This is a genomic window from Morganella sp. BCCO 40_0007, assembly GCF_032989665.1.
GTDB classification, from domain to species: domain Bacteria; phylum Pseudomonadota; class Gammaproteobacteria; order Enterobacterales; family Enterobacteriaceae; genus Morganella; species Morganella sibonii.
In genome coordinates, this window is record NZ_JAVBIN010000004.1 from 32,778 (window position 1) to 52,931 (window position 20,154).

A 20,154-nucleotide genomic window follows, 5' to 3' on the forward strand; every position below is an offset into this window, starting at 1 on the left:
TTACAGAGTGCCGCGAATGGGAAAAACAGCACCGGCTGCCGCATCCGGTACCGCTGCTGGCGGTCACCGCCTACAGCGGTACCGGTAAAACCACCCTGCTGAAAAAACTGATCCCGCAGCTGCGGGAAAGCGGACTGCGTATTGGCCTGGTTAAACACACTCATCACGATATGGATGTCGATACCCCGGGAAAAGACAGTTATGAGCTGCGCAAAGCGGGAGCTTACCAGACTCTGGTGGTCAGTCAGGAGCGGTTTGCGCTGATGACAGAAACGCCCGGCGGTGCGGAGCCTGATCTGATGCAACTGGCCGCCCGCTTTGATACGCGGGAGCTGGATCTTATCCTGGTGGAAGGGTTTAAAGGTGAATCCGTGCCGAAAATCGCCCTGTTCCGCGATGTGACTGACCGTCCGTATCAGACATTACTGGATGAATTTGTCATTGCCTTTGCCTCTGATAAGCCACGGCAGGATGTCACGGTGCCGCAACTGGATATCAACAATATCACTGCCATCCGCGACTTTATTGTCAGCTGGCTGGAAAACAATCCGTAACCGCCACTCATATCGGGACTGACATAAAATCGTGTTACCCGGCCCGATATGAGTTTCATCTGCATGCTCATACTTTTTATCCTGAAAAAACCATTTAATCTTATTATTTACGTTTTAAAAACGGAGAAATATTGAATATGACGTTATTTGATCTATTCTGAAAACGTATTTGTTGTATTTCCCGAAACAAAAAAATGAGGTTTCTTTATCATGAAAAAGTATTTCGTCACCGCGTGTCTGGTTGCTGCAAGTGCATTTTCCTCAGTGGCTCTCGCTGAACCTGCTGATATTCAGGTTCCGGATAAAATGACCTGTAAAGAATTCGTGAATCTCAATCCGCAAAGCTGGGCGCCGGTTGCCCTGTGGGTGATCAGCAAAGATACACAATACCCGGGCGGTGACTTCGTGGCACTGTCAGAAAAAGGGGTTGCGGAAGCACCAAAAATTGTTGAATTCTGTAAGAAATTCCCGGAAGGCACACTTCAGGATTACCTGGCTGCCCGCAATAAATAACCCCCCCGAATAAATAATGAAGCGCCGGAGATATATTCCGGCGTTTTTATGCCACTATTCCGGCAAACTTTCCGCTGCATATTTGCTACAGTATATCTTTCAGCCGCTTTACCGGATAAAAGATATAATGAGTGATGAACTGATTCTGGTCGATGAACATGATAATACCGTCGGGTACGACGAAAAACTCCGTGTTCATCAGCTCGGGTTACTGCACCGTGCATTTTCTGTGTTCCTGTTTAACAATGCCGGTGAGCTGCTGATCCAGCAGCGTGCGCTCAGCAAATACCATTCCGGCGGATTGTGGGCTAACAGCTGCTGCAGTCATCCCCGGCGCGGGGAATCGCTGGCGCAGGCCACACAGCGTCGTTTGCAGGAAGAGTTAGGTATCGCCTGTCCGTTACAGCCGGCCGGTCATATCATTTACCGCGCCGAAGTCCCGCCATCACTTATTGAGCACGAGTATGATCACCTGTTCACCGGTCACTATAACGGAACATTTTCCCTGAATCCGCAGGAAGTGGCCGCCGTGCGCTGGATATCCCTCACTGAACTGAAAAAAGAGTTACAGAGCCATCCGCAGCAATTTGCCGAATGGTTTAAAGTCATCGCCGGAAAATTTCCGCCATTACAGATAACAATCTCATGACACTGATTACTGAAGAACGCGTACCTTCCGCACAGGAGTACTGTGCGCTGCGTATTAAAGCCGGATTATCGGCAAAATCACTGAAAGCCGCAGAGATCGGGCTGCCCAACAGTTTATATATGGTGACCATCCGTGATGCCGGAACACTTATCGCCATGGGACGCGTAGCCGGTGACGGTGCCTGCAATTTTGAGGTCGTTGATGTTGCCGTTGATCCGGCGTATCAGGGAACAGGACTCGGCCGTCAGATAATGGCATGTATCGATAGATACCTGGCATCTGCCACACTGGAAGGCTCCTATGTCTCGATGATTGCCGATAAACCCGGTTTCTATGAAAAACTCGGCTGGAAATCTGTCGGCCCGGCATCAGAGGGGATGTCGAAGAAGTTCAGGTGATTATCTTCGCTCTCAGGTGTTGTAATAACAAATAATAAAATTCCGGAATATGAATAAGCGTTTTACAGCACCTGAAATAGCGGCACGTTTCTGAATCTGTTAATCATAAATTGATGTGATGACCTGAAAAAAATATAGCCTGATACGCATCATTACAGAAAAATTAATGTATTAATTTAATGTCAATTACTTAACCGGTTGTTTTATATGAGGCGTTCTGTATACTACCTGCGGATGACAGAAGATAAAACATATCAGCTCCTGTTATCTTCTGAATATTTCTGTGTTGTTAACATGCCATCAAAAATGTATAAACCTTTCATTTACACTCATATATATCAGTAATATCAAAAACCAAAACAATCATGCCATGTTCATCTGACCGATACTTAATCGCGTATTCACCATAGTGATTTTATTTCTGTTTACTTATAATAAATATACGTAGATACTTTTAACTAGAGTATATTCAGATGTTATTCCATCTGCGTCTGGTTATTTTTTAAAAATCATATTGCACAGGTTAATTAACCAAACACATCTGAATCTATATCAGTATATTAGTCATTATTTATTTTATATCCGTTAATAATGGCTAATCAGTTTTATACATTACTTTCGGAATATATTATGAAAAAGCATTTAATCGTTGCTGCTTTAATCGCGTCCTTTTCAGGTATCAGTGCAGTGCAGGCAGCGGATGTTACAGCTCAGGCAGTAGCAACCTGGTCTGCAACCGCCAAAAAAGATACCACCAGTAAACTGGTTGTCACACCGTTAGGCAGCCTGTCATTTCAGTATGCTGAAGGTGTGAAAGGTTTTAATACCCAGAAAGGTTTATTTGATGTTGCTATTGAAGGTGATACTACCGCAACCGCATTTAAACTGACTTCCCGTCTGGTCAGCAATACATTAACTCAGTTAGATAACTCAGGTTCCACGCTGACTGTCGGCGTCGATTACAACGGCGAAGCGATTGAGAAAGCGCAGGATACAACTCTGATTGATACTAAGACAAGTAAACTGGGCGGCAATCTGAGCGCACTGTCTCAGGGCTATAAAACGACCGGCCGTACTACCGCACAGGATGCATTCACATTCTCCATCATCGGCGGCACAACTGACGGAACAACTCCGGCAACTGACTATTCCACATTACCGGAAGGTATCTGGAGTGGTGATGTCAGTGTTCAGTTTGATGCAACCTGGACCAGCTGATATTCCGCTGACAGCCTCGTTATCTTTTTAAGGGCAGATAACTGCCCTTCTATATCTTCATATTATGCCACGGAGTTATTATGAAAAAGTATCTGGCTGCCTTCAGTTTGCTGGCAGGCATAATATCACCATCCTACGCTATTGATGTCGGCGATATTTCAACCTTTATTTACAGTGATAAAGACAGTGTCAGTAAAGAAATTAAAAATACAACTGACAGCGGACGACTGATTAATATTTCTGTTGAACGGATCTCATCACCACTGGAAGACGGGCGGGTTATCCCGAAAGAAAGTAATGATGAATTATTATTGTCTCCGGCAAGTTTATTATTACCGGCTGACTCAAAAGAAAATATTCGTTTTTTCTACCATGGTCCGAAAGATAACACTGAGCGTTATTATCGTATTGTCTGGTTTGATCAGGCACTGAGTGATGCACAGAGCAATAATAATAACCGCAGTGCAATTGCCACCGCTTCTGCACGCGTCAGTACAATTCTGGTGGTTTCTCCGCGGAATATAAATTACGGCTACCGTTATGATAACGGCAAACTGACCAATACCGGGAATGGTACGCTGCGCGTGATTGCCTATGGCCCGTGCCTGAAACCATCAAAAGACAATCCGGAAAACGAGTATAAAGAAAATTATTATTTAATGCCGGGTCGTGACCGGACATTTTCCGCTGTTGATGTGACAGATAAAAAAGGCCGCGTTGCATTATGGCAGGCTGAGCAATTTATTTCCGTCAAATAAACTTCCGTTTTTATTAATTACAGGCATCCTCTATGAACAGGTATATTAATCAGACTATTGCGGCATTTCTTACCGCAGGAATAGTTACTGTTATACCTGTATCCGGATATGCTGGTAAACCATCATCCTCTGCTATCCGGGTCGGTGATGTTGTTATTCCTCAGGCATTTGGTAATGCACTACGCGACGGAATGAGTATTCCGCTGTTTATCCATCTGGACGATAATAAAGACAAAAATTCTGATATTCGTATTGGTACTGCCTTTCTCTGGCTGGACGGCGATAAGCTGACAATACGTAATATCGAACCGGATAATGATAACTCACTGCTTAATACCGATACCCATAAGCAATTAACCGCTTTAAGCGAACAGCCGTTTAATGATGAGCTTCGTATTCCTGTTTCGTCAGACAGCGAATTATATCTGGATCTCAAACAACTCAATTTACAACTGGTGATCAGCAAATCTGCATTAGGTACAGTGATGCAGTCCAAAAGCTCAGATATCGGTGAATCCGGTGTCAGTCAGCTCAGCAGCACCCTGAATTATAACCTCGGCGTTTATAATAACCGTGCACGCAACAGCTCAAGTAATACATCCGGTTATCTGTCCCTGGAAAATATCACAGCATTACTTGAGCATCATATTATCCTGAACGGCGCACTTTACGGTCTTGGCAGCGGGCACAATACCAGTACGCTCTACAAAGCCTTATATGAACGTGACTATAATGGTCACCGCTTCGCAGCCGGTTTACTCGACAGCTGGAGTCTCCAGTCTCTCGGGCCGGTCACCGCGATCCCGTCAGGAAAAGTGATGGGATTTTCATGGGGAAACCGGGCCGATTCAACCATTTTTGATAATAACCAATCTGTCACCCCGGTGGTGGTTTTTCTGCCTGCAGCCGGTGAAGTTTATCTCTACCGTGAAGGCCGGTTACTGAGTATCCAGAATTTTGATATGGGTAACCATGAGGTAGATACCCGCTCACTGCCTTACGGCAGCTATGATATCGATGCGGAAGTGATGGTTAACAGTAAAATAATCGAAAAAAGAAGCTACCGAATCAATAAATTATTCACCCGTAATGGCAATAATGCACCGTTCAGCTGGCAGTTCTGGGGCGGCAGTCTGAAGATGGATCGCTGGTATCCCGGCGGCAAACAGACCTCAGATAAAATCACCGCTGAACATACTGTTGTTGAACGCGAAAAAATCACGTCTCTTGCCGGGATTTCCGGCTCCGGTTCTTTCGGGGTTTTCAGCTGGTCAGCAACCGCCTACGGCTATGATAAAAACGCCATTCTGGAAACACAGGCATCCGTTCCGGTCTCCGATAAAGTTAATATCAATATCCAGAATATGGTTGCCAATGACGGCTCACACAGCAATATTGCCAATATCAGCGCAACATTGCCGGGCGATTTCAGTTCTGTCTGGATAACCAGAGAGAAAACCAATATCGGGGATCGGATACGGCGCAGTGATGTTGACAGCCTCTCTGTCGGGGGAACAATAAACCTGGGCGCAGCCTGGTCACCACTGGGTACACTGACAGCAAGTTATACTGATGATAAAACACATGAAAACCGTTATTACACCGTAGATTATAATCAGAACCTGTATTCAGGTTCATGGGGTAATCTGAGTATGCGGGTCGGTATGCAGGCCTATAACAATACGAATAATAACAATACCGGAAAATATGTTTCACTGGATTTCTCATTGCCGCTCGGGAATTGGTTCAGTGCAGGTATGACCCATCAGCGTGGTTATACTATGGCTAACGTTTCCGCCCGGAAGCATTTCGATGACGGCGCGGTACGTACCCTAGGTGTGAACGCATCACGGGCTGTTTCCGGTAATACCGGCGATGATAAAACACTCAGTGGTGGTGCATATGCGCAATTTGATACCCGTTACAGCAAAGGCACCGTCAATATCAGCAGCGGAGCCGACGGATACGTCAATACCAGTCTGACAGCCAGCGGATCCGCCGGCTGGAATGGTAAATATATTGGCGCCAGTGGTATGACAGACGGTAATGCCGGTCTTATTTTTAATACCGCTATCGATAATGACGGCTTATTAAGTGCCGATGTTAACGGCCGCAGAGTGGAACTGAAAAACGGATATAACTACCTGCCGGTATCATCCTATGCTCAATATGATATTGAAATCATGAACAGCAAGAAGTCCACCGCCAGCTATAATATTGCCGGTGGCCGGAAAACAAAAGTAACCCTCTATCCGGGGAATGTCGCTGTTATCGAACCGGAAATAAAACAGATGGTTACGGTATTTGGCAGATTCAGAGCGGAAGATGGCACATTACTCACCAATGCACATATTAATAATCATATCGGCCGGACACGTACTAACGAGGCAGGTGAATTTGTGATGGATATTGATAAAAAATTCCCGGTTATTGATTTCAGTTACGGCAATAATCAGACCTGTGAGGCTGAACTGAACTTAACCGGCAGCAACGGCGCAATCTGGGTGGGTGATGTGGTCTGTACCGGTCTGAAAACATATGCACAAATACAATCATCAGGGAAAAATTATGAAGGTTAATCATTTTGTTACTTCACTGATACTGGTCATTGCCATACTGGGCAGCACCCCGTTTTTTGCTTCTGCGGCAATCACCAAAAATCAGCTCCCTGATGGTGCAGAAAGGCAGTTTGCTTTTATCGAAAATAATACAGATAACAACTATTTTGTGACCCCTCTCGGTCCCCGTGATCCGCGAATGGGTGGTGCAAACCGATGGACCGGGCTGAAATATCAGGGTTCCGGCACCGTTTACCAGCAAAGCCTGGGATATATCGATAACGGATATAATACCCCTCTCGTTGCCGGCTACCGGTTTGATATGTGGCTGGAAAATACCCCGATCCGGAATCCTCTGCTCGGACTTCGTTGTATCAACTGGTATGCAGGCTGCAATATAGAAACCAGTCTGATACCTCCGCAGACAACTGACAATAAAGGTTTTTATGGCACGGTTGTCACCAGCGGCGGTGCAAAATGGATGCACGGCATGATGTCCGACCCGTTTTATGAATATCTCAAAGGTATGGCGGTCGGCGATATGCTGAATATGGAGATCAATACCTGCCAGACTGCTGTTCAGTATGATGCCGCCCGGGGTGAGCGTTGTATCGATCAGAAAACCGGTACATGGAATGCTGCCGTCATGCACCACCGGAAAGGGGCGCATATGTCACTGCATAATACTAATTCGCTCTCCGAAGTATTTATTAACAGTGATGGTATTCCGCTGATTGGTGAAGGAAACAGTGACTGTAAGGTCATGACCATTGGCCGGAAGAGCGGGCTTGCCTGTAAAATGGTGAACTACACCCTGCAAACCAGCATGAGTAACGTGACAATCCACATCTTCCCGGCGATTAACAATGCCGCACTGGCCTCCGCAATTGCCGCTGATGACATGCAATTCAGCCTGAATGGTTCAAACTGGAAATATGTGCTTAATAACGCGTATTACTACACATTCAATGATCTGAAATCCGCAGATTCTGTCTATATTTTCATGTCGAGTGATTTTTTTAAACAGATGGTAAAACTGGGGATCGCGGATTCAAATACCCGTGACTTATTTAATATCCGTTTTCAGAATACAGAGTCACCGGAATCCGGCTGGTATGAATTTTCCACATCAACGGCGCTGATTATAAAGCCACGCGACTTTGGCGTCAGTATCATATCAAAAGAGTATGAACTTCATCCGCACCGTGAGGGGAAAGTTGAACATATGGCTCCTCCGCTCGATTTCGAATATATTGTGACAACCAGCGGACGGACGAAAGCAGACCAGGTTTTAATTAATGTCACCGGCCCGTCACAATCACTGGGCGGAAAAAGTTACTGTATATTTTCCTCTCCGGACAAAAACGTCAACGTTCCGTTTCCGGGCTACCTGAGCTTTATAACGCAAAACGGAAAACAGGTGAAAGACGCCGGATGTAACGGTACCTGGTATGATATGACAGATGCATTATGGACAGCTACTCCGTGGACAGACATCTCCGGTGATCCGGGATTTCTGAATAAAACCACCGTTATGTTCAGCATTCCGATGGATAATAAAATATCGGAACGAACCGTGGAAAATAACGGCTGGTTTGGTGAGGTCAGTGCATCCGGCGAAATACACGTACAGGCAACATGGCGTAACGTTCAGTAACTGAAGGAGAATTCTGTGCTACGGTATTTAACTTTCATTATCGCGCTTGGTACCGTATCACTACCTGCGGCGGCGATTTACATCGGGAATATCACGTTCACACTGCCGTCAGATCAGAATTTCACATCAAAAAATGTTCTGAATAATAACCAGAGCGCGCGGATCTATCAGGTCAGTATTATCGGGATAGACAGCCCCGGTGAATCAGAAACCCGGACCAGACCCGCTGATGGTGAATTACTGTATGCACCGAAAGCAATGGCTCTGAGCGCCGGACAATCTGACTATTTTAAATTTTTCTACCATGGCCCGCAGGATGATAAAGAACGTTATTACCGCGTTTCATTCCGGGAGATCCCCCCGGAAAACCGGGCCGGACAAAATACCACCGGCGGAAAAATCAATATCGCACCGGTCATCATTATGGATTCAATTCTGGTCGTACGTCCGAGAAAAATTCATTTCAGTTATGACTGGGATAAAAAAAATCATACGCTGACCAATAACGGAAATACCTATTTTAAAATACTGCTGAAAAATGGCTGTCACTCATCGGAAGAAGACAGCGACAGCTACTATTTACGTCCCGGTGAGGTATTACGCAGCCCGGCACTGCAACGTTCCGGTGAAAAATATATTCTTTATAATGAGAAATTTATTTCACTTTCTGAGGAATGCAATAAATAGCAGCAGTTAAAAACCTGACGATAAGCTACGGCTAAAAAAGCATTTACCGGTAAATAATGGCATGAGATGAACGTTCCCTTCCCTTACAGATATATTTAAAAGGAACGTTCATCCGGCTCTGTTATACAAAACCCGGCAGAATAATTATAAACTGATTTTATTTAAAGACTATTCAGCAACTCCCGCCGGTAAGGTAATGCAGTCATAGCCCCTTTCGCTGTTGTCGCCAATGCACCGCAGACCTGAGCCTGCCTGATTATCGTACTGAGTACCTGCTCATTCTCCGCCAGTCCGTATATTGCAAGACCTGCCAATAAACCGGCCACAAATGCATCACCGGCTCCGGTGGTATCAACAGTAACAACAGGTGTTGCCGGGAAATGCTGTGTTTTTCCGTCCCAATATACCATTACTCCCTGTTTTCCCAGGGTTACCAGTAATAGCTCAGGAGAATACTTCGCCGCCAGCAGATCAATTCCCCGCTGAATATTCGTTTCACCACTGATAAAAAATAATTCTTCCTCTGATAATTTTACAACAGATGCAAACGTCAGTGCTTTATGCAGACAATCCCGCAGTAATGTTTCATCCTGCCATAAATCGGTACGGATATTGGGGTCAAAACTGACACGCCCCCCTGCATTACATATCTGAGCCATCGCCTGAAATGCTGTACTCCGGCATGGTTCGGCACTTAGTGCAATAGAGCAGACATGAAGCCATTCATTTTCATGAAATACCGGTAAGTCTTCCTGCTCCAGAAAAAGATCAGCCGAAGGACGAACCATAAACGTGAATGTCCGCTCACCATACTCATCAAGTTCCACCACAACAACTGATGTCCGGTGGCGGGGGTCACGGACCATATACGCTGTATCCACTTTTTCATTTGTCAGCGTCCGGTACATAAAACGACCAAACGGATCATCCCCCACCCGGCCGATAAAACCACTTTTCCCGTCAAGACGAGCAATACCGGCTGCCACATTGGCCGGAGCGCCTCCCGGAAGCTGCAACAGACAACCCGGTTTATCCGTTAATAAATCAACAACTGCATCACCTAAAACCCATACTTTTGATGTCATAATTAACTCCGCTGACAATTTCAAATCAAGCTAAAACGATTAAGCCACCACACCAAAAGATACAGCCCCGATAAATACGGAATAATAGTAACGCTATTCAGGGAGAATCTTACGGCATAAACTATGCGGAATACCGGCGCATTTTCCGGTTACAGCTATTCACACTGAGGCCCGATTCAGCCACGGCGAAGAAATACAAACTGTATCATGGTGCGTTTCACCGTTAATAATATGCAGGGCACTCTGCCTTCCTATTTCATAATGCGGCAATTGCACTGTTGAAAGTGGCGGAATAAACAGCCCTCCGATCCCGACCATATTGTCATAACCGGTCACAGCAACATCAGCAGGAATATTCAGTCCGCAGGCCAGTAAAATCTGATATACAATAAACGCGATTCTGTCATTTCCGCAGATAACAGAATCAAACTCCGGTTTACCGTGACGGATATACCTGCGCACCACATCCGGAATATCGGAATAATGTTCATCAGATAAATAATGATGCGGTAAGTTTCCGGTATCCACACCATAATCCCGGAAGGCACGCGTCAGGCCTCTTATACGGCGGGCTGTCGCCGGATGTTCAGCCGGCAGGTACAGGCACAGGGGCCGCCGGCGGCCTGCATTCAGCAATGCACTTACCGCATCATATTGTCCGCTTTCATCATCTGGTATATAAGACGCTGTCGATGTGTTAATACTTTCACAATTCGCCAGCACCAAAGGAACTTTCAGCATCCGTCCTGAAATTTCGACCTGCCGCAGACCCATTGTGGTAAAAATTATTCCGTCCGGGCGATGCGAGAGCAAAAGATCCGCAATGGATTCCGGATTATCCTCTGCCAGCATATTGACGATATAGCTGTTCCAGCCGTACGAGCGGGCCGTTTCCTCAACAGATAAAATAATATCAACACAGAATGGTGATGTTGCGGTATCCAGTGCTAACACACCTATCGTCCGCGGCCCCTGCCCTGAACGGGTGCTGCGTATCATCCGCGCCGACAAATCCGGCGTGTAGCCGGTTTTGCGGATGGCATCCTGAACACGAGCCAACGTTTCTTTTTTTAGTTTATCCGGCTTGTTGATAGCTCTTGATACGGTCATCATGGAAACTTCAGCCAGCTTAGCCACATCCTTCAGAAATACCATCCTTCCTCCCCGATTGCTCTGGCTGCTTTCTTAATCCCGGAAATAACGGTCACACCCGACGACCGGAGAGAGTATAGCAACCAATAATATAATTATTTATTCCACCTATCAGAGTAACGTGACATTAGTCACAAAACCTCAGTGTTAACATTAACATTAGTGATTAACATCCGGTTATCACCTTATTCGGGTTTTCGTAAAACAGTATTGACATTAAGAATATGACCAATCCAACGAAAGAGAATCTGCCCATGAGTAATAAAATACGTATTAATCGCTATGCTTACATGACTCTGAGCGGCCTGTTATTCACATTCTTCTGGACATGGTCATCAGTGTTTTCTTTGGTATCACTCTGGCTCAGCCAGAAAGTCGGTCTGAAGGGAACAGATACCGGTATTATTTTTTCCGTTATCAGTCTGACAGCATTTTGTGCTCAGCCGCTGTACGGATTCATTCAGGATAAACTCGGTTTACGTAAAAACTTACTGTTGTTTATCGGCTTACTGCTGCTTATCAGCGGTCCGTGGTTTATTTTTGTCTGTACCCCGCTGTTACGGTGGAATATTGTTTCCGGTGCTATCAGTCTGGGTGTTTACGTCGGGGCAACTTTTTTTGCAGGCATAGGAGCACTGGAGTCTTATACTGAACGGGTCAGCCGCATTGCCGGATTTGAATATGGCCGTGCCCGCATGTGGGGCTCTCTTGGCTGGGCTGGTGCCACATTTTTAGCAGGGATATTATTTAATATCGATCCTAATCTGAACTTTGCAATGGGATCTGTTTCTGCGGTCCTGTTTCTGATTTTATTATGGACGCTGCGGGACGTACGGCCTCACGCAATGAATGAACTTGAATTCGGAAAAAGCAATGCACTGACATACTCAGATGCCTTTGCTCTGCTTCGTATGCGTTCATTCTGGTCACTGGTTATATTTGTCTGCGGGGTCAGTGTCTATAATGTGTATGATCAACAGTTTCCGGTATATTTCGCTTCCATGTTCACCGATGTGAATGAAGGAAATGAAATGTTCGGATACCTGAATTCCCTTCAGGTTTTTCTGGAAGCAGGCGGAATGTTCCTCGCACCTTTTCTGGTAAACCGCGTCGGAGCCAAAAATGGCCTGCTTATCAGCGGATTTGTGATGGCGTTACGTATTTTCGGATCAGGGCTTGCAGCGGATGCTGTCACTATTTCACTGATGAAATTACTGCATGCAGTAGAACTTCCTATCCTTCTGATTTCACTATTTAAATATATAACAACTGTATTTGATAAACGCTTATCAGCAACGATTTATCTGGTCGGATTCCAGTTTATTTCCTCACTATGTGCGGCGATTCTGTCCCCGCTGGCAGGGTACGGTTACGATACCCTGGGCTTCGCCGATACCTATATGATCCTCGCCTCCATCGTTCTGATCATGACGATAGTATCAGGACTGCTGCTTAAGCAAACCGGCACACCCGGAACCCGCCACATCACCATTGAAAAACGGACGGTAATATGATGAAACAACAACTTCTGGACGCGCAATCAGCACTTGAACAACTCCGCTCCCGGCGTGGTGACCAATTCTATCCTGACTTTCATCTTGCCCCGCCGGCCGGATGGATGAATGATCCGAACGGGCTTATCTATTTTAACGGGTATTATCACGCCTTTTATCAGCATCATCCGGTTAATGCAGACTGGGGGCCAATGCACTGGGGGCATGCAACCAGCAAAGATATGATCCGATGGCAGCACGAACCGATAGCGCTGGCTCCCGGAGCAGAATATGACCGTGATGGCTGTTTTTCCGGTTGTGCTGTTGATGATAACGGTGTGTTATCACTCATTTATACCGGACATGTCTGGCTTGGTGATGAAGGAGATGACAGTGCTATCCGCGAGGTTCAGTGTCTGGCGACAACAACTGACGGGATACATTTCCGGAAACAAGGCGTTGTGCTGACGCCGCCTGATGGCATCATGCATTTTCGCGATCCGAAAGTCTGGCGTGAAGATAATGTATGGTGGATGGTTCTGGGGGCCCGTGATGCCTCAGATACAGGACAGGTATTACTGTATCGCGGAACGTCACTGAGAGAGTGGCAATTCGATCGTGTTCTGGCTCATGCCGGTTATGGCAACAGTTATATGTGGGAATGTCCTGATTTTTTCCGCTGCGGTGAACATCACTATCTGATGTTTTCACCACAAGGCATGCAACCTGACGGTTATCAGTACCGTAATCGTTTCCAGAGCGGTACTATTCGGGGACACTGGCAGCCCGGTACTGTATTTGCGCAAACACAGAAATTTCAGGAGCTGGATCACGGGCATGACTTCTATGCTCCGCAGTCTTTTACCGCGCAGGACGGACGCCGTATCGTCATGGCATGGATGGATATGTGGGAATCACCAATGCCGTCAAAACAGGAAGGCTGGGCCGGATGTATGACACTGCCGCGGGAATTATTCGAACGGGATGGACGGTTATGTCAGCGCCCTGTCCGTGAAACAGCGTTATTACACCGGGAAAGTACCCCGGTAACCAGCGGTATACTACATGGCAAAAAAGTATTAGCTGAAAATATCGGTGCGACAGAACTGGAAATAACCTGGAATACCGCAGAGAGTCATGCCGAACGTTATGGTATACGGCTGGGCAATGCCATGGAATTATATGCCGATAATCAGCAAAAACGCCTGATACTGTGGAGATATAATCCCGGCGACAATTCAAACAGTTACCGCAGTATTGCATTACCGGAAGGAGAGCAACTGACACTCCGTGTATTTATTGATCGTTCCTCTGCGGAAGTCTTTGTTAATGACGGGGATGCAACGCTGTCCAGCCGGATTTACCCGCAACCGGGTACCCGCGAACTCGCCTTATTTGCCGACGTGGGAAGTGCTGTAATATCCGCAGGCACTCTGCGGAAACTGGGATAATCTGAAAAAACGCAGCCGGTAACCCTGTTTCCCGGATAATCCGGCTGCGGTTTTCTGTCAGCGCATAGTCACAAACTCTTCCGCTGCTGTCGGGTGAATGGCCACGGTGTTATCGAAATCTTTTTTGGTTGCGCCCATTTTCAGTGCAACCGCAAAACCCTGAAGGATTTCGTCCATACCATAGCCGATGCCGTGGATGCCGACGATTTTCTCGTCTTTACCCGCACACACCAGTTTCATTTTGCATGGCTGGCGGTGGCTGGTGACCGCGGTATACATGGCGGTGAAAGAGGATGTGTAGCATTTCACATTGTCTGCGCCGTACTGCTCAATCGCCTGCGGTTCAGTCAGACCCACGGTGCCGATAGCCGGGTGGCTGAAAACAACGGTCGGGATATTGGTGTAATCCAGGTGTTCATCCGGTTTGTTGTTGAACAGACGCTCAGAGAGACGGCGGCCTGCGGCAACCGCAACCGGTGTCAGTTCAACTGCACCGGTGTTATCACCCACCGCGTACAGGCCCGGAACCGAGGTGTTCTGGTATTTATCCACCTGAATATAACCACGGTCATTCAGTTGCACGCCGGTCACATCCAGATTGATATTGTCTGTTGCCGGTTCACGGCCGATAGCCCAGATCAGGCAATCCACAGTCTGCTCGTGGCCATTTTCCAGTTGCAGGGTCAGACTGCCGTCCGCATTTTTCACAACGGCTTTCGGTACAGAGTTGGTGTGCAGTGAAGGCCCTTCGGTGTTCATGACTTCTACCAGCGTTTCGGTGATCAGCGGGTCAAAGTTACGCAGCGGCGCATGTTTGCGGACAAACAGGTGTGTTTCGCTGCCCAGCGCATTCAGCACCCCGGCCAGCTCCACAGCGATATAACCGGCGCCGACAACCGCCACACGCTGCGGCAGGGCTTTCAGTGCAAAGAAACCGTCAGAATCAATCCCGTATTCCGCGCCCGGAATGGACGGCGGAACCGGACGGCCGCCGGTGGCGATCAGGATATGATCCGCCGTGTACGTTTCGCCGTTCACTTCCACAGTATGCGCGTCTTTAAAGCGGGCAAACCCGGTGATCACGTCCACTTTGTTATTGCCGAGAACGCGCTCATAAGACTGGTGAATACGATCAATATATGCAGAACGGCTTTCCAGCAGTTTGTCCCAGCTGAAGTGGTTGATGGTGGTATCAAACCCGTAATCCGGGCCGTACTGGCGAATGGCTTCTGCAATCTGCGCACCGTACCACATCACTTTTTTCGGGACACAACCGACGTTAACACACGTGCCGCCGAGCGCCTTTGCTTCAATCAGGGCACATTTCTGCCCGTACATCGCAGCCCGGTTTACAGACGCAATACCGGCACTGCCGCCGCCGATTGCAATATAATCGTAATGTTTGCTCATAGTTGGCTCGTTCCATTTATCAGTCAATACATAAACACCCGCTGCTGTCATGCCCGCAGCGGAAACGAATTATTCCGGTGTGATCCATTCAACCAGTGTATGCCCTGTGCCTTCCGGCACCAGGACTTTATGCAGCCACGGCAGAACAGATTTCATCTGCGATTCCAGCTTCCACGGCGGGTTAATCACGATCATACCGGATGCGGTCATACCGCGCTGATCACTGTCAGGACGCACTGCCAGTTCGATTTGCAGAATTTTGCGGATACCGGTTGCCTGAAAATCTTTTACCATCCGTTTGATCTGCTGGCGCAGCACCACCGGATACCAGACAGCATAAGTGCCGGTGGCAAAACGGCGGTGGCCTTCCTGAATCCCTTTAACAACGGCCTGATAATCACTTTTCAGTTCATACGGCGGGTCAATCAGCACAAATCCGCGCCGGGATAACGGCGGTAACTGTGATTTCAGTTGCTGATAGCCATCTTCCCGCACCACACGGGCACGATTATCACGGCTGAATTCATTACGCAGCAGCGGGAAATCAGACGGATGCAGTTCGCTGATATTTAACTTATCGTAGTCACGCAGCAAATGTGCGGCGATCAGCGGAGAACCCGGATAAAAACGCAGATCACCGCGCGGGTTCAGTGCGCTCACTGCTTCAAGATACGTTTTCAGTTCTTCCGGTACCGATTCCTGCGCCCAGATACGGGCGATCCCTTCCAGGTACTCCCCGGTACGCTCCGCGTGCTCGCCACTGAGCTGATAACGCCCGGCACCGGCGTGCGTATCCAGATACAAAAAAGGTTTGTCTTTCTCTTTTAATGATTCAATGATCAGACTCTGGACGGTGTGTTTTAACACATCCGCATGGTTGCCGGCGTGAAAGCTGTGGCGGTAACTAAGCATACAAGGGCCTCAGATGGTCGGGTGTGAACCACCCGGAACAAGAATATCAGTACAGATTGAAGTACTCAGTATAACCTGATTTCAGCAGGAAAGAACCAATGCCCTTTCCTCATCTGTGCGGCGTGATAATGAACCATTATCATTACAGGTAGTCATAAAATGACGACTAATATAAAAAACGAGGTAAACATGACACGTTTTACAACCGCCGTTCTGGCACTGGGAACATTACTGGTAAGCACCTCTGCACTGAGTGCGCAGAATGGCTGTGATATCAAAAAGAGCAAAATTCAGGAGCAAATCAGCTATGCCAAAGCACACGGCAATACACACCGGGTGCAGGGGCTGGAGCGGGCTTTGCAGAATGTGAATACTTACTGCACACCAAACAGCCTGCGTGATGATGCCCGCGATGAAGTCAGCGACCGGACAAAAGAAGTCGCTGAACGCAAAGCGGATTTACAGAAAGCCGTTGATAAAGGTGATATCAGTAAGATTGCCAAACGCGAACGCAAACTGGCCGAAGCCGAAGCGGAATTAAAAGAAGCGCAGGCGGAACTGGATACATTATTAAAGTGATAACACTGCTGCCGGTTTTTTGAAAATAAAAACCGGCAGGCCCGGTTAAATTTCGGTTACTCTTAACCCGCCAAAATAATTAGTCAGATGAAAGCGGATTTCAAAATTCCGTGTTCCCGGGTGAATATTCAGGCGGCGCTGAATTTCTGACCCGACAGTTATCAGTGCCGTATAAGCATAGCCGCTCCGGAACGGATAATTTTGCGTTGAAATACAGTGTTCCCGGCTGACAGCAGACTGCTCCGGAGTAAAAGTCTGTGTTAACAGCCGTTTATTCACACTCCCGATCTCATTAATATCCAGCCGGATAATTTTTTCATCACCCTGCGGACGGATCAGCAGACAGACCTGATCTGAAACAACCATGACTTGTGCCGGTAAATACGGCCCTTCGGGTTTATAAACACATCCGGTGATAAACAACGGAATAATAAGCATCAGAAAAGAGAGATTCTTTTTCCTGTTATTACGGAAAAAAACATATTTATTATTCATATTATGAACACATTATAAGGTGATATTTACTTAATTGTTTTAAGCGCTAATACGCTGATTAATTAAATATTATTATCCCTGTTAATCAATCGGTAAATTCTGAAGCCGGTTATATCCGGTTCCGGTCAGAGCCTGAATTGTTCATCCGGTTAGTCCTGTAGTAAACTTAAACGGAATCAATTTCCGAACAAGCGAGGATACATGACCCGGGAACACGACACACCGGAAGATGACAACAGCACATCATCATTAAAACCCCTGCGGAAGAATTTTGATGAAGGGATAAAACAGGGAAAAAAAGCCCTGAAATGGAGTGTGAAAGCCGGAAATTATATCCGCAATATTCCGTTTATTTCTCATCTGATCCGCACAGCAACCCGCTTTAATGACAGAATGGGCAGCCCGTTCGGTGCAGCGATTACCTATTTCTCGTTTTTATCCATGATCCCGATCCTGATGGTCTCTTTTGCCGCAGCCGGTTATGTGCTGGCCTTCAATCCGGAGCTGCTGACCCGGCTTATCCGCGGTGTCGCCAACAGTATCAGCGATCCGACACTCGCCGGCACCATCGAGCGCAGCATTGATACCGCTATCCGCCAGCGTGCGACGGTCGGGTTAACCGGTCTGGCGCTGGCTCTCTATTCGGGGGTGAACTGGGTGGGTAATCTGCGGATGGCTATCCGTGCGCAATATCACGACCAGTGGGAGCCGGATATTGAAGTGAAAGAAAATATGTTCCTGCGCTATCTGCGCGATTTCCTGGCGCTGATCGGCCTGCTGGTGGCGCTGGTGGTCACCCTGTCCCTGACGTCTATTGCCGGTGCCGCTCAGGCCCGGATTGTCGCGTTTCTCGGCCTGGATGCAATTGAGTGGCTGCGTCCCGCCTGGACAGCGATCGGCCTGACAATCTCTATCCTCGCCAACTATCTGCTGTTTACCTGGATTCTCTGGATACTGCCGCGGATGAAGCTGAACCGCAAATCACTGCTTAAAGGCACGCTGCTGGCCGCGATCGGGTTTGAGATCCTGAAAACCATTATGACCTGGCTGCTGCCGAATATGGCGGCTTCCCCGTCCGGTGCCGCATTTGGTTCTGTTATCGGCCTGATGGCCTTTTTCTATTTCTTCGCGCGGCTGATCCTCTTTTCTGCTGCCTGGATTGCGACTGACATCCAAAAAAATAAAACCGCCTGAGATTTTGGCTGCAATATGGTATGAATATCAGTCAGTGTAACGGATACTGAACCGTTACCGGCTGATATTCAGACAGTTGCAGACCAACACATCTATCAGGAGTCACTATGCCATTCATCAATATCCGCATCACCAAAGAGGGTGCGACCGCAGAACAAAAACAAAAGCTGATTGAAGGTGCCACACAATTACTCGTTGATGTGCTGGGGAAAAATCCGGCCTCAACCTTTGTGATTATTGATGAGGTGGAAACCGACAACTGGGGTGTCGGCGGGCAGACCGTAACAAAACTGCGCGCCGGTGCGAAGAAATAATCATGCCGGTACAGAATTTGTCATCCCTGCTACAGGATGTTCAGCCGGAAGGTTTTGCCACGGCATTTTACTTCACCGGTGCAGGTTGTGACCTTCCGGACGGAGCAGCACACGGCGGGCTGAGCAAACACGACAGCACGCCGGTCACACCGGATACCCCGGTGCGGATCGCCAGCAATACCAAAACCTTTACGGCAGCAGCGGTATTGCGCCTGTATGAACAACAGAAACTCAGTCTCAGTTCACCTGTCGCCCCACTGCTTTCCCCGCAGTATGTCCGCTGGCTGACAGAGGCGGGTTATGATCTGAACGCCATCACCGTACTGCATCTGCTCAGTCACAGCAGCGGGCTGTATGACCATGCTGATGAAAAATATATCCGCGACGTACTGGCTGATCCGGAGCACCTCTGGACACGGGATGAACAGATCCGCCTGTATGTCAGCCGGGGTTATCCGCTGATGAAACCGGGTCTTTGTTATCTGTATTCTGATACCGGATATCTGCTTCTGGGGGATATTATTGAGCGGGTCACACAGCTGCCGCTGGCACAGGCTGTCCGGCAGCTGCTGCGCTTTGATATGCAGGGCATGGAATCCGCTTACTGGGAACTGGAAGAACCGGCTCCGGCGGGTCTTCCGCCGCGGGCACATCAGTATCTCGGCAATACCGACGGGGATACCATCAGCCCGACAATGGATCTTTGGGGCGGCGGCGGGCTGATTATGTCCGTAAGCGCCCTCGCCGCTTTTATGGCGAATCTGTTTGAGGGACGTATTTTTGATAAACCGGAAACCCTTGAAATCATGATGAAACAAGGCAGCCATGACGGTGCGGAAGCGTACCGTTGCGGTGTGATGGTCACAGAGCGGGACGGGCAGACACTCTGGTATCATTTGGGATTCTGGGGAACCGCCGCTTATTATCATCCGCAGAAAAAAATTGCGGCGGCGGGATTTGTGAATAACCGGGATACCCGGCCGTGGCTGATGAATCTGCTGGAAAGCAGCTTGTGTCAGGACGATGAATAGTCATAAAAAAAGGGTATCTTGCAGATACCCTCTTTATTTCATATCG

The 20,154-nt window shown here is 47.7% G+C and carries 20 protein-coding genes; 15 read left to right on the top strand and 5 right to left on the bottom strand.

Annotation, left to right across the window (positions count from 1 at the left end):
• The first annotated feature begins 35 nt into the window (after positions 1 to 35).
• From mobB to R5268_RS05980, 9 genes are all read left to right on the top strand, one after another.
• Positions 36 to 554, top strand: a complete 519-nt coding sequence (mobB, locus tag R5268_RS05940; protein WP_230061381.1) for a molybdopterin-guanine dinucleotide biosynthesis protein MobB — start codon at positions 36 to 38, stop codon at positions 552 to 554.
• A 210-nt stretch (positions 555 to 764) separates the two neighbouring features.
• Positions 765 to 1,067, top strand: coding sequence for an HdeA/HdeB family chaperone (locus R5268_RS05945; protein ID WP_004236529.1), 303 nt, complete (start codon positions 765 to 767; stop codon positions 1,065 to 1,067).
• Between the two features lie 127 nt (positions 1,068 to 1,194).
• The gene (gene idi, locus R5268_RS05950) at positions 1,195 to 1,716 is read left to right on the top strand and encodes an isopentenyl-diphosphate Delta-isomerase (protein ID WP_317419022.1); all 522 of its coding nucleotides are present in this window, start codon (positions 1,195 to 1,197) and stop codon (positions 1,714 to 1,716) included.
• Positions 1,713 to 2,114 (top strand): GNAT family N-acetyltransferase, encoded by a 402-nt coding sequence (locus R5268_RS05955; RefSeq protein WP_182105857.1) that lies wholly within the window; start codon positions 1,713 to 1,715, stop codon positions 2,112 to 2,114. Before idi ends, R5268_RS05955 begins: the two co-directional genes overlap by 4 nt.
• Positions 2,115 to 2,744: 630 nt before the next feature.
• Positions 2,745 to 3,332: a common pilus major fimbrillin subunit EcpA gene (locus tag R5268_RS05960; RefSeq protein WP_052927236.1), complete on the top strand. Its 588-nt coding sequence runs from the start codon at positions 2,745 to 2,747 to the stop codon at positions 3,330 to 3,332.
• A gap of 80 nt (positions 3,333 to 3,412) precedes the next feature.
• Positions 3,413 to 4,090, top strand: a complete 678-nt coding sequence (locus R5268_RS05965; protein ID WP_317419021.1) for a hypothetical protein — start codon at positions 3,413 to 3,415, stop codon at positions 4,088 to 4,090.
• A 32-nt stretch (positions 4,091 to 4,122) separates the two neighbouring features.
• Positions 4,123 to 6,669, top strand: coding sequence for a CS1-pili formation C-terminal domain-containing protein (locus tag R5268_RS05970; protein WP_317419020.1), 2,547 nt, complete (start codon positions 4,123 to 4,125; stop codon positions 6,667 to 6,669).
• Positions 6,659 to 8,305 carry a hypothetical protein gene (locus tag R5268_RS05975; RefSeq protein ID WP_107679922.1) on the top strand — a complete coding sequence of 549 codons (1,647 nt, stop codon included), beginning with the start codon at positions 6,659 to 6,661 and terminating at the stop codon, positions 8,303 to 8,305. Before R5268_RS05970 ends, R5268_RS05975 begins: the two co-directional genes overlap by 11 nt.
• Positions 8,306 to 8,320: 15 nt before the next feature.
• Positions 8,321 to 8,992: a molecular chaperone gene (locus R5268_RS05980; protein ID WP_046891916.1), complete on the top strand. Its 672-nt coding sequence runs from the start codon at positions 8,321 to 8,323 to the stop codon at positions 8,990 to 8,992.
• Between the two features lie 161 nt (positions 8,993 to 9,153).
• On the opposite strand, the gene R5268_RS05985 is transcribed toward R5268_RS05980, so the two are convergent.
• Together R5268_RS05985 and R5268_RS05990 are read right to left on the bottom strand one after the other, a co-directional pair.
• Positions 9,154 to 10,077 (bottom strand): aminoimidazole riboside kinase, encoded by a 924-nt coding sequence (locus tag R5268_RS05985; RefSeq protein WP_218454915.1) that lies wholly within the window; start codon positions 10,075 to 10,077, stop codon positions 9,154 to 9,156.
• A 159-nt stretch (positions 10,078 to 10,236) separates the two neighbouring features.
• Positions 10,237 to 11,232 (bottom strand): LacI family DNA-binding transcriptional regulator, encoded by a 996-nt coding sequence (locus R5268_RS05990; RefSeq protein ID WP_182105851.1) that lies wholly within the window; start codon positions 11,230 to 11,232, stop codon positions 10,237 to 10,239.
• A 251-nt stretch (positions 11,233 to 11,483) separates the two neighbouring features.
• Here R5268_RS05990 and R5268_RS05995 point away from each other — a divergent pair, with 251 nt between their 5' ends.
• Positions 11,484 to 12,743: an MFS transporter gene (locus tag R5268_RS05995; RefSeq protein ID WP_166706846.1), complete on the top strand. Its 1,260-nt coding sequence runs from the start codon at positions 11,484 to 11,486 to the stop codon at positions 12,741 to 12,743.
• On the top strand, positions 12,740 to 14,173 hold the full coding sequence (locus tag R5268_RS06000; protein ID WP_218454914.1) for a glycoside hydrolase family 32 protein: 1,434 nt from the start codon (positions 12,740 to 12,742) through the stop codon (positions 14,171 to 14,173). Before R5268_RS05995 ends, R5268_RS06000 begins: the two co-directional genes overlap by 4 nt.
• A gap of 57 nt (positions 14,174 to 14,230) precedes the next feature.
• Here R5268_RS06000 and gorA read toward each other — a convergent pair whose 3' ends face one another.
• The gene (gene gorA / locus R5268_RS06005) at positions 14,231 to 15,583 is read right to left on the bottom strand and encodes a glutathione-disulfide reductase (RefSeq protein ID WP_046891950.1); all 1,353 of its coding nucleotides are present in this window, start codon (positions 15,581 to 15,583) and stop codon (positions 14,231 to 14,233) included.
• A 69-nt stretch (positions 15,584 to 15,652) separates the two neighbouring features.
• On the bottom strand, positions 15,653 to 16,495 hold the full coding sequence (locus R5268_RS06010) for a 23S rRNA (adenine(2030)-N(6))-methyltransferase RlmJ (protein ID WP_052927210.1): 843 nt from the start codon (positions 16,493 to 16,495) through the stop codon (positions 15,653 to 15,655).
• 189 nt (positions 16,496 to 16,684) lie between these two features.
• Here R5268_RS06010 and R5268_RS06015 point away from each other — a divergent pair, with 189 nt between their 5' ends.
• Entirely contained in the window at positions 16,685 to 17,074 is a 390-nt protein-coding gene (locus R5268_RS06015) for a DUF1090 domain-containing protein (RefSeq protein WP_182105845.1), read from the top strand.
• Positions 17,075 to 17,119: 45 nt separating this feature from the next.
• Here the strand turns inward: R5268_RS06015 and R5268_RS06020 are convergent, their stop codons facing one another.
• The gene (locus R5268_RS06020; protein WP_410795824.1) at positions 17,120 to 17,569 is read right to left on the bottom strand and encodes a putative T6SS immunity periplasmic lipoprotein; all 450 of its coding nucleotides are present in this window, start codon (positions 17,567 to 17,569) and stop codon (positions 17,120 to 17,122) included.
• A gap of 201 nt (positions 17,570 to 17,770) precedes the next feature.
• Between R5268_RS06020 and yhjD the strand changes: the two genes are divergently transcribed.
• The 3 genes from yhjD to R5268_RS06035 all read left to right on the top strand — a co-directional run bounded on the left by yhjD (position 17,771) and on the right by R5268_RS06035 (position 20,108).
• A complete protein-coding gene (yhjD, locus tag R5268_RS06025) occupies positions 17,771 to 18,763 on the top strand; it encodes an inner membrane protein YhjD (protein WP_046891913.1) in 993 nt (330 codons plus the stop codon).
• 107 nt (positions 18,764 to 18,870) lie between these two features.
• The gene (locus R5268_RS06030) at positions 18,871 to 19,077 is read left to right on the top strand and encodes a 2-hydroxymuconate tautomerase family protein (RefSeq protein WP_046891912.1); all 207 of its coding nucleotides are present in this window, start codon (positions 18,871 to 18,873) and stop codon (positions 19,075 to 19,077) included.
• Between the two features lie 2 nt (positions 19,078 to 19,079).
• Entirely contained in the window at positions 19,080 to 20,108 is a 1,029-nt protein-coding gene (locus R5268_RS06035) for a serine hydrolase domain-containing protein (protein WP_317419019.1), read from the top strand.
• The last annotated feature ends 46 nt before the right edge of the window (positions 20,109 to 20,154 follow it).

Coding starts and splice junctions, on each gene's coding strand:
- R5268_RS05945 (WP_004236529.1), top strand. CDS start 765: ATGAAAAAGTATTTCGTCACCGCGTGTCTGGTTGCTGCAAGTGCATTT.
- idi (WP_317419022.1), top strand. CDS start 1,195: ATGAGTGATGAACTGATTCTGGTCGATGAACATGATAATACCGTCGGG.
- R5268_RS05955 (WP_182105857.1), top strand. CDS start 1,713: ATGACACTGATTACTGAAGAACGCGTACCTTCCGCACAGGAGTACTGT.
- R5268_RS05960 (WP_052927236.1), top strand. CDS start 2,745: ATGAAAAAGCATTTAATCGTTGCTGCTTTAATCGCGTCCTTTTCAGGT.
- R5268_RS05965 (WP_317419021.1), top strand. CDS start 3,413: ATGAAAAAGTATCTGGCTGCCTTCAGTTTGCTGGCAGGCATAATATCA.
- R5268_RS05970 (WP_317419020.1), top strand. CDS start 4,123: ATGAACAGGTATATTAATCAGACTATTGCGGCATTTCTTACCGCAGGA.
- R5268_RS05975 (WP_107679922.1), top strand. CDS start 6,659: ATGAAGGTTAATCATTTTGTTACTTCACTGATACTGGTCATTGCCATA.
- R5268_RS05985 (WP_218454915.1), bottom strand. CDS start 10,077: ATGACATCAAAAGTATGGGTTTTAGGTGATGCAGTTGTTGATTTATTA.
- R5268_RS05990 (WP_182105851.1), bottom strand. CDS start 11,232: ATGGTATTTCTGAAGGATGTGGCTAAGCTGGCTGAAGTTTCCATGATG.
- R5268_RS05995 (WP_166706846.1), top strand. CDS start 11,484: ATGAGTAATAAAATACGTATTAATCGCTATGCTTACATGACTCTGAGC.
- R5268_RS06000 (WP_218454914.1), top strand. CDS start 12,740: ATGATGAAACAACAACTTCTGGACGCGCAATCAGCACTTGAACAACTC.
- gorA (WP_046891950.1), bottom strand. CDS start 15,583: ATGAGCAAACATTACGATTATATTGCAATCGGCGGCGGCAGTGCCGGT.
- R5268_RS06010 (WP_052927210.1), bottom strand. CDS start 16,495: ATGCTTAGTTACCGCCACAGCTTTCACGCCGGCAACCATGCGGATGTG.
- R5268_RS06015 (WP_182105845.1), top strand. CDS start 16,685: ATGACACGTTTTACAACCGCCGTTCTGGCACTGGGAACATTACTGGTA.
- R5268_RS06020 (WP_410795824.1), bottom strand. CDS start 17,569: ATGAATAATAAATATGTTTTTTTCCGTAATAACAGGAAAAAGAATCTC.
- yhjD (WP_046891913.1), top strand. CDS start 17,771: ATGACCCGGGAACACGACACACCGGAAGATGACAACAGCACATCATCA.
- R5268_RS06030 (WP_046891912.1), top strand. CDS start 18,871: ATGCCATTCATCAATATCCGCATCACCAAAGAGGGTGCGACCGCAGAA.
- R5268_RS06035 (WP_317419019.1), top strand. CDS start 19,080: ATGCCGGTACAGAATTTGTCATCCCTGCTACAGGATGTTCAGCCGGAA.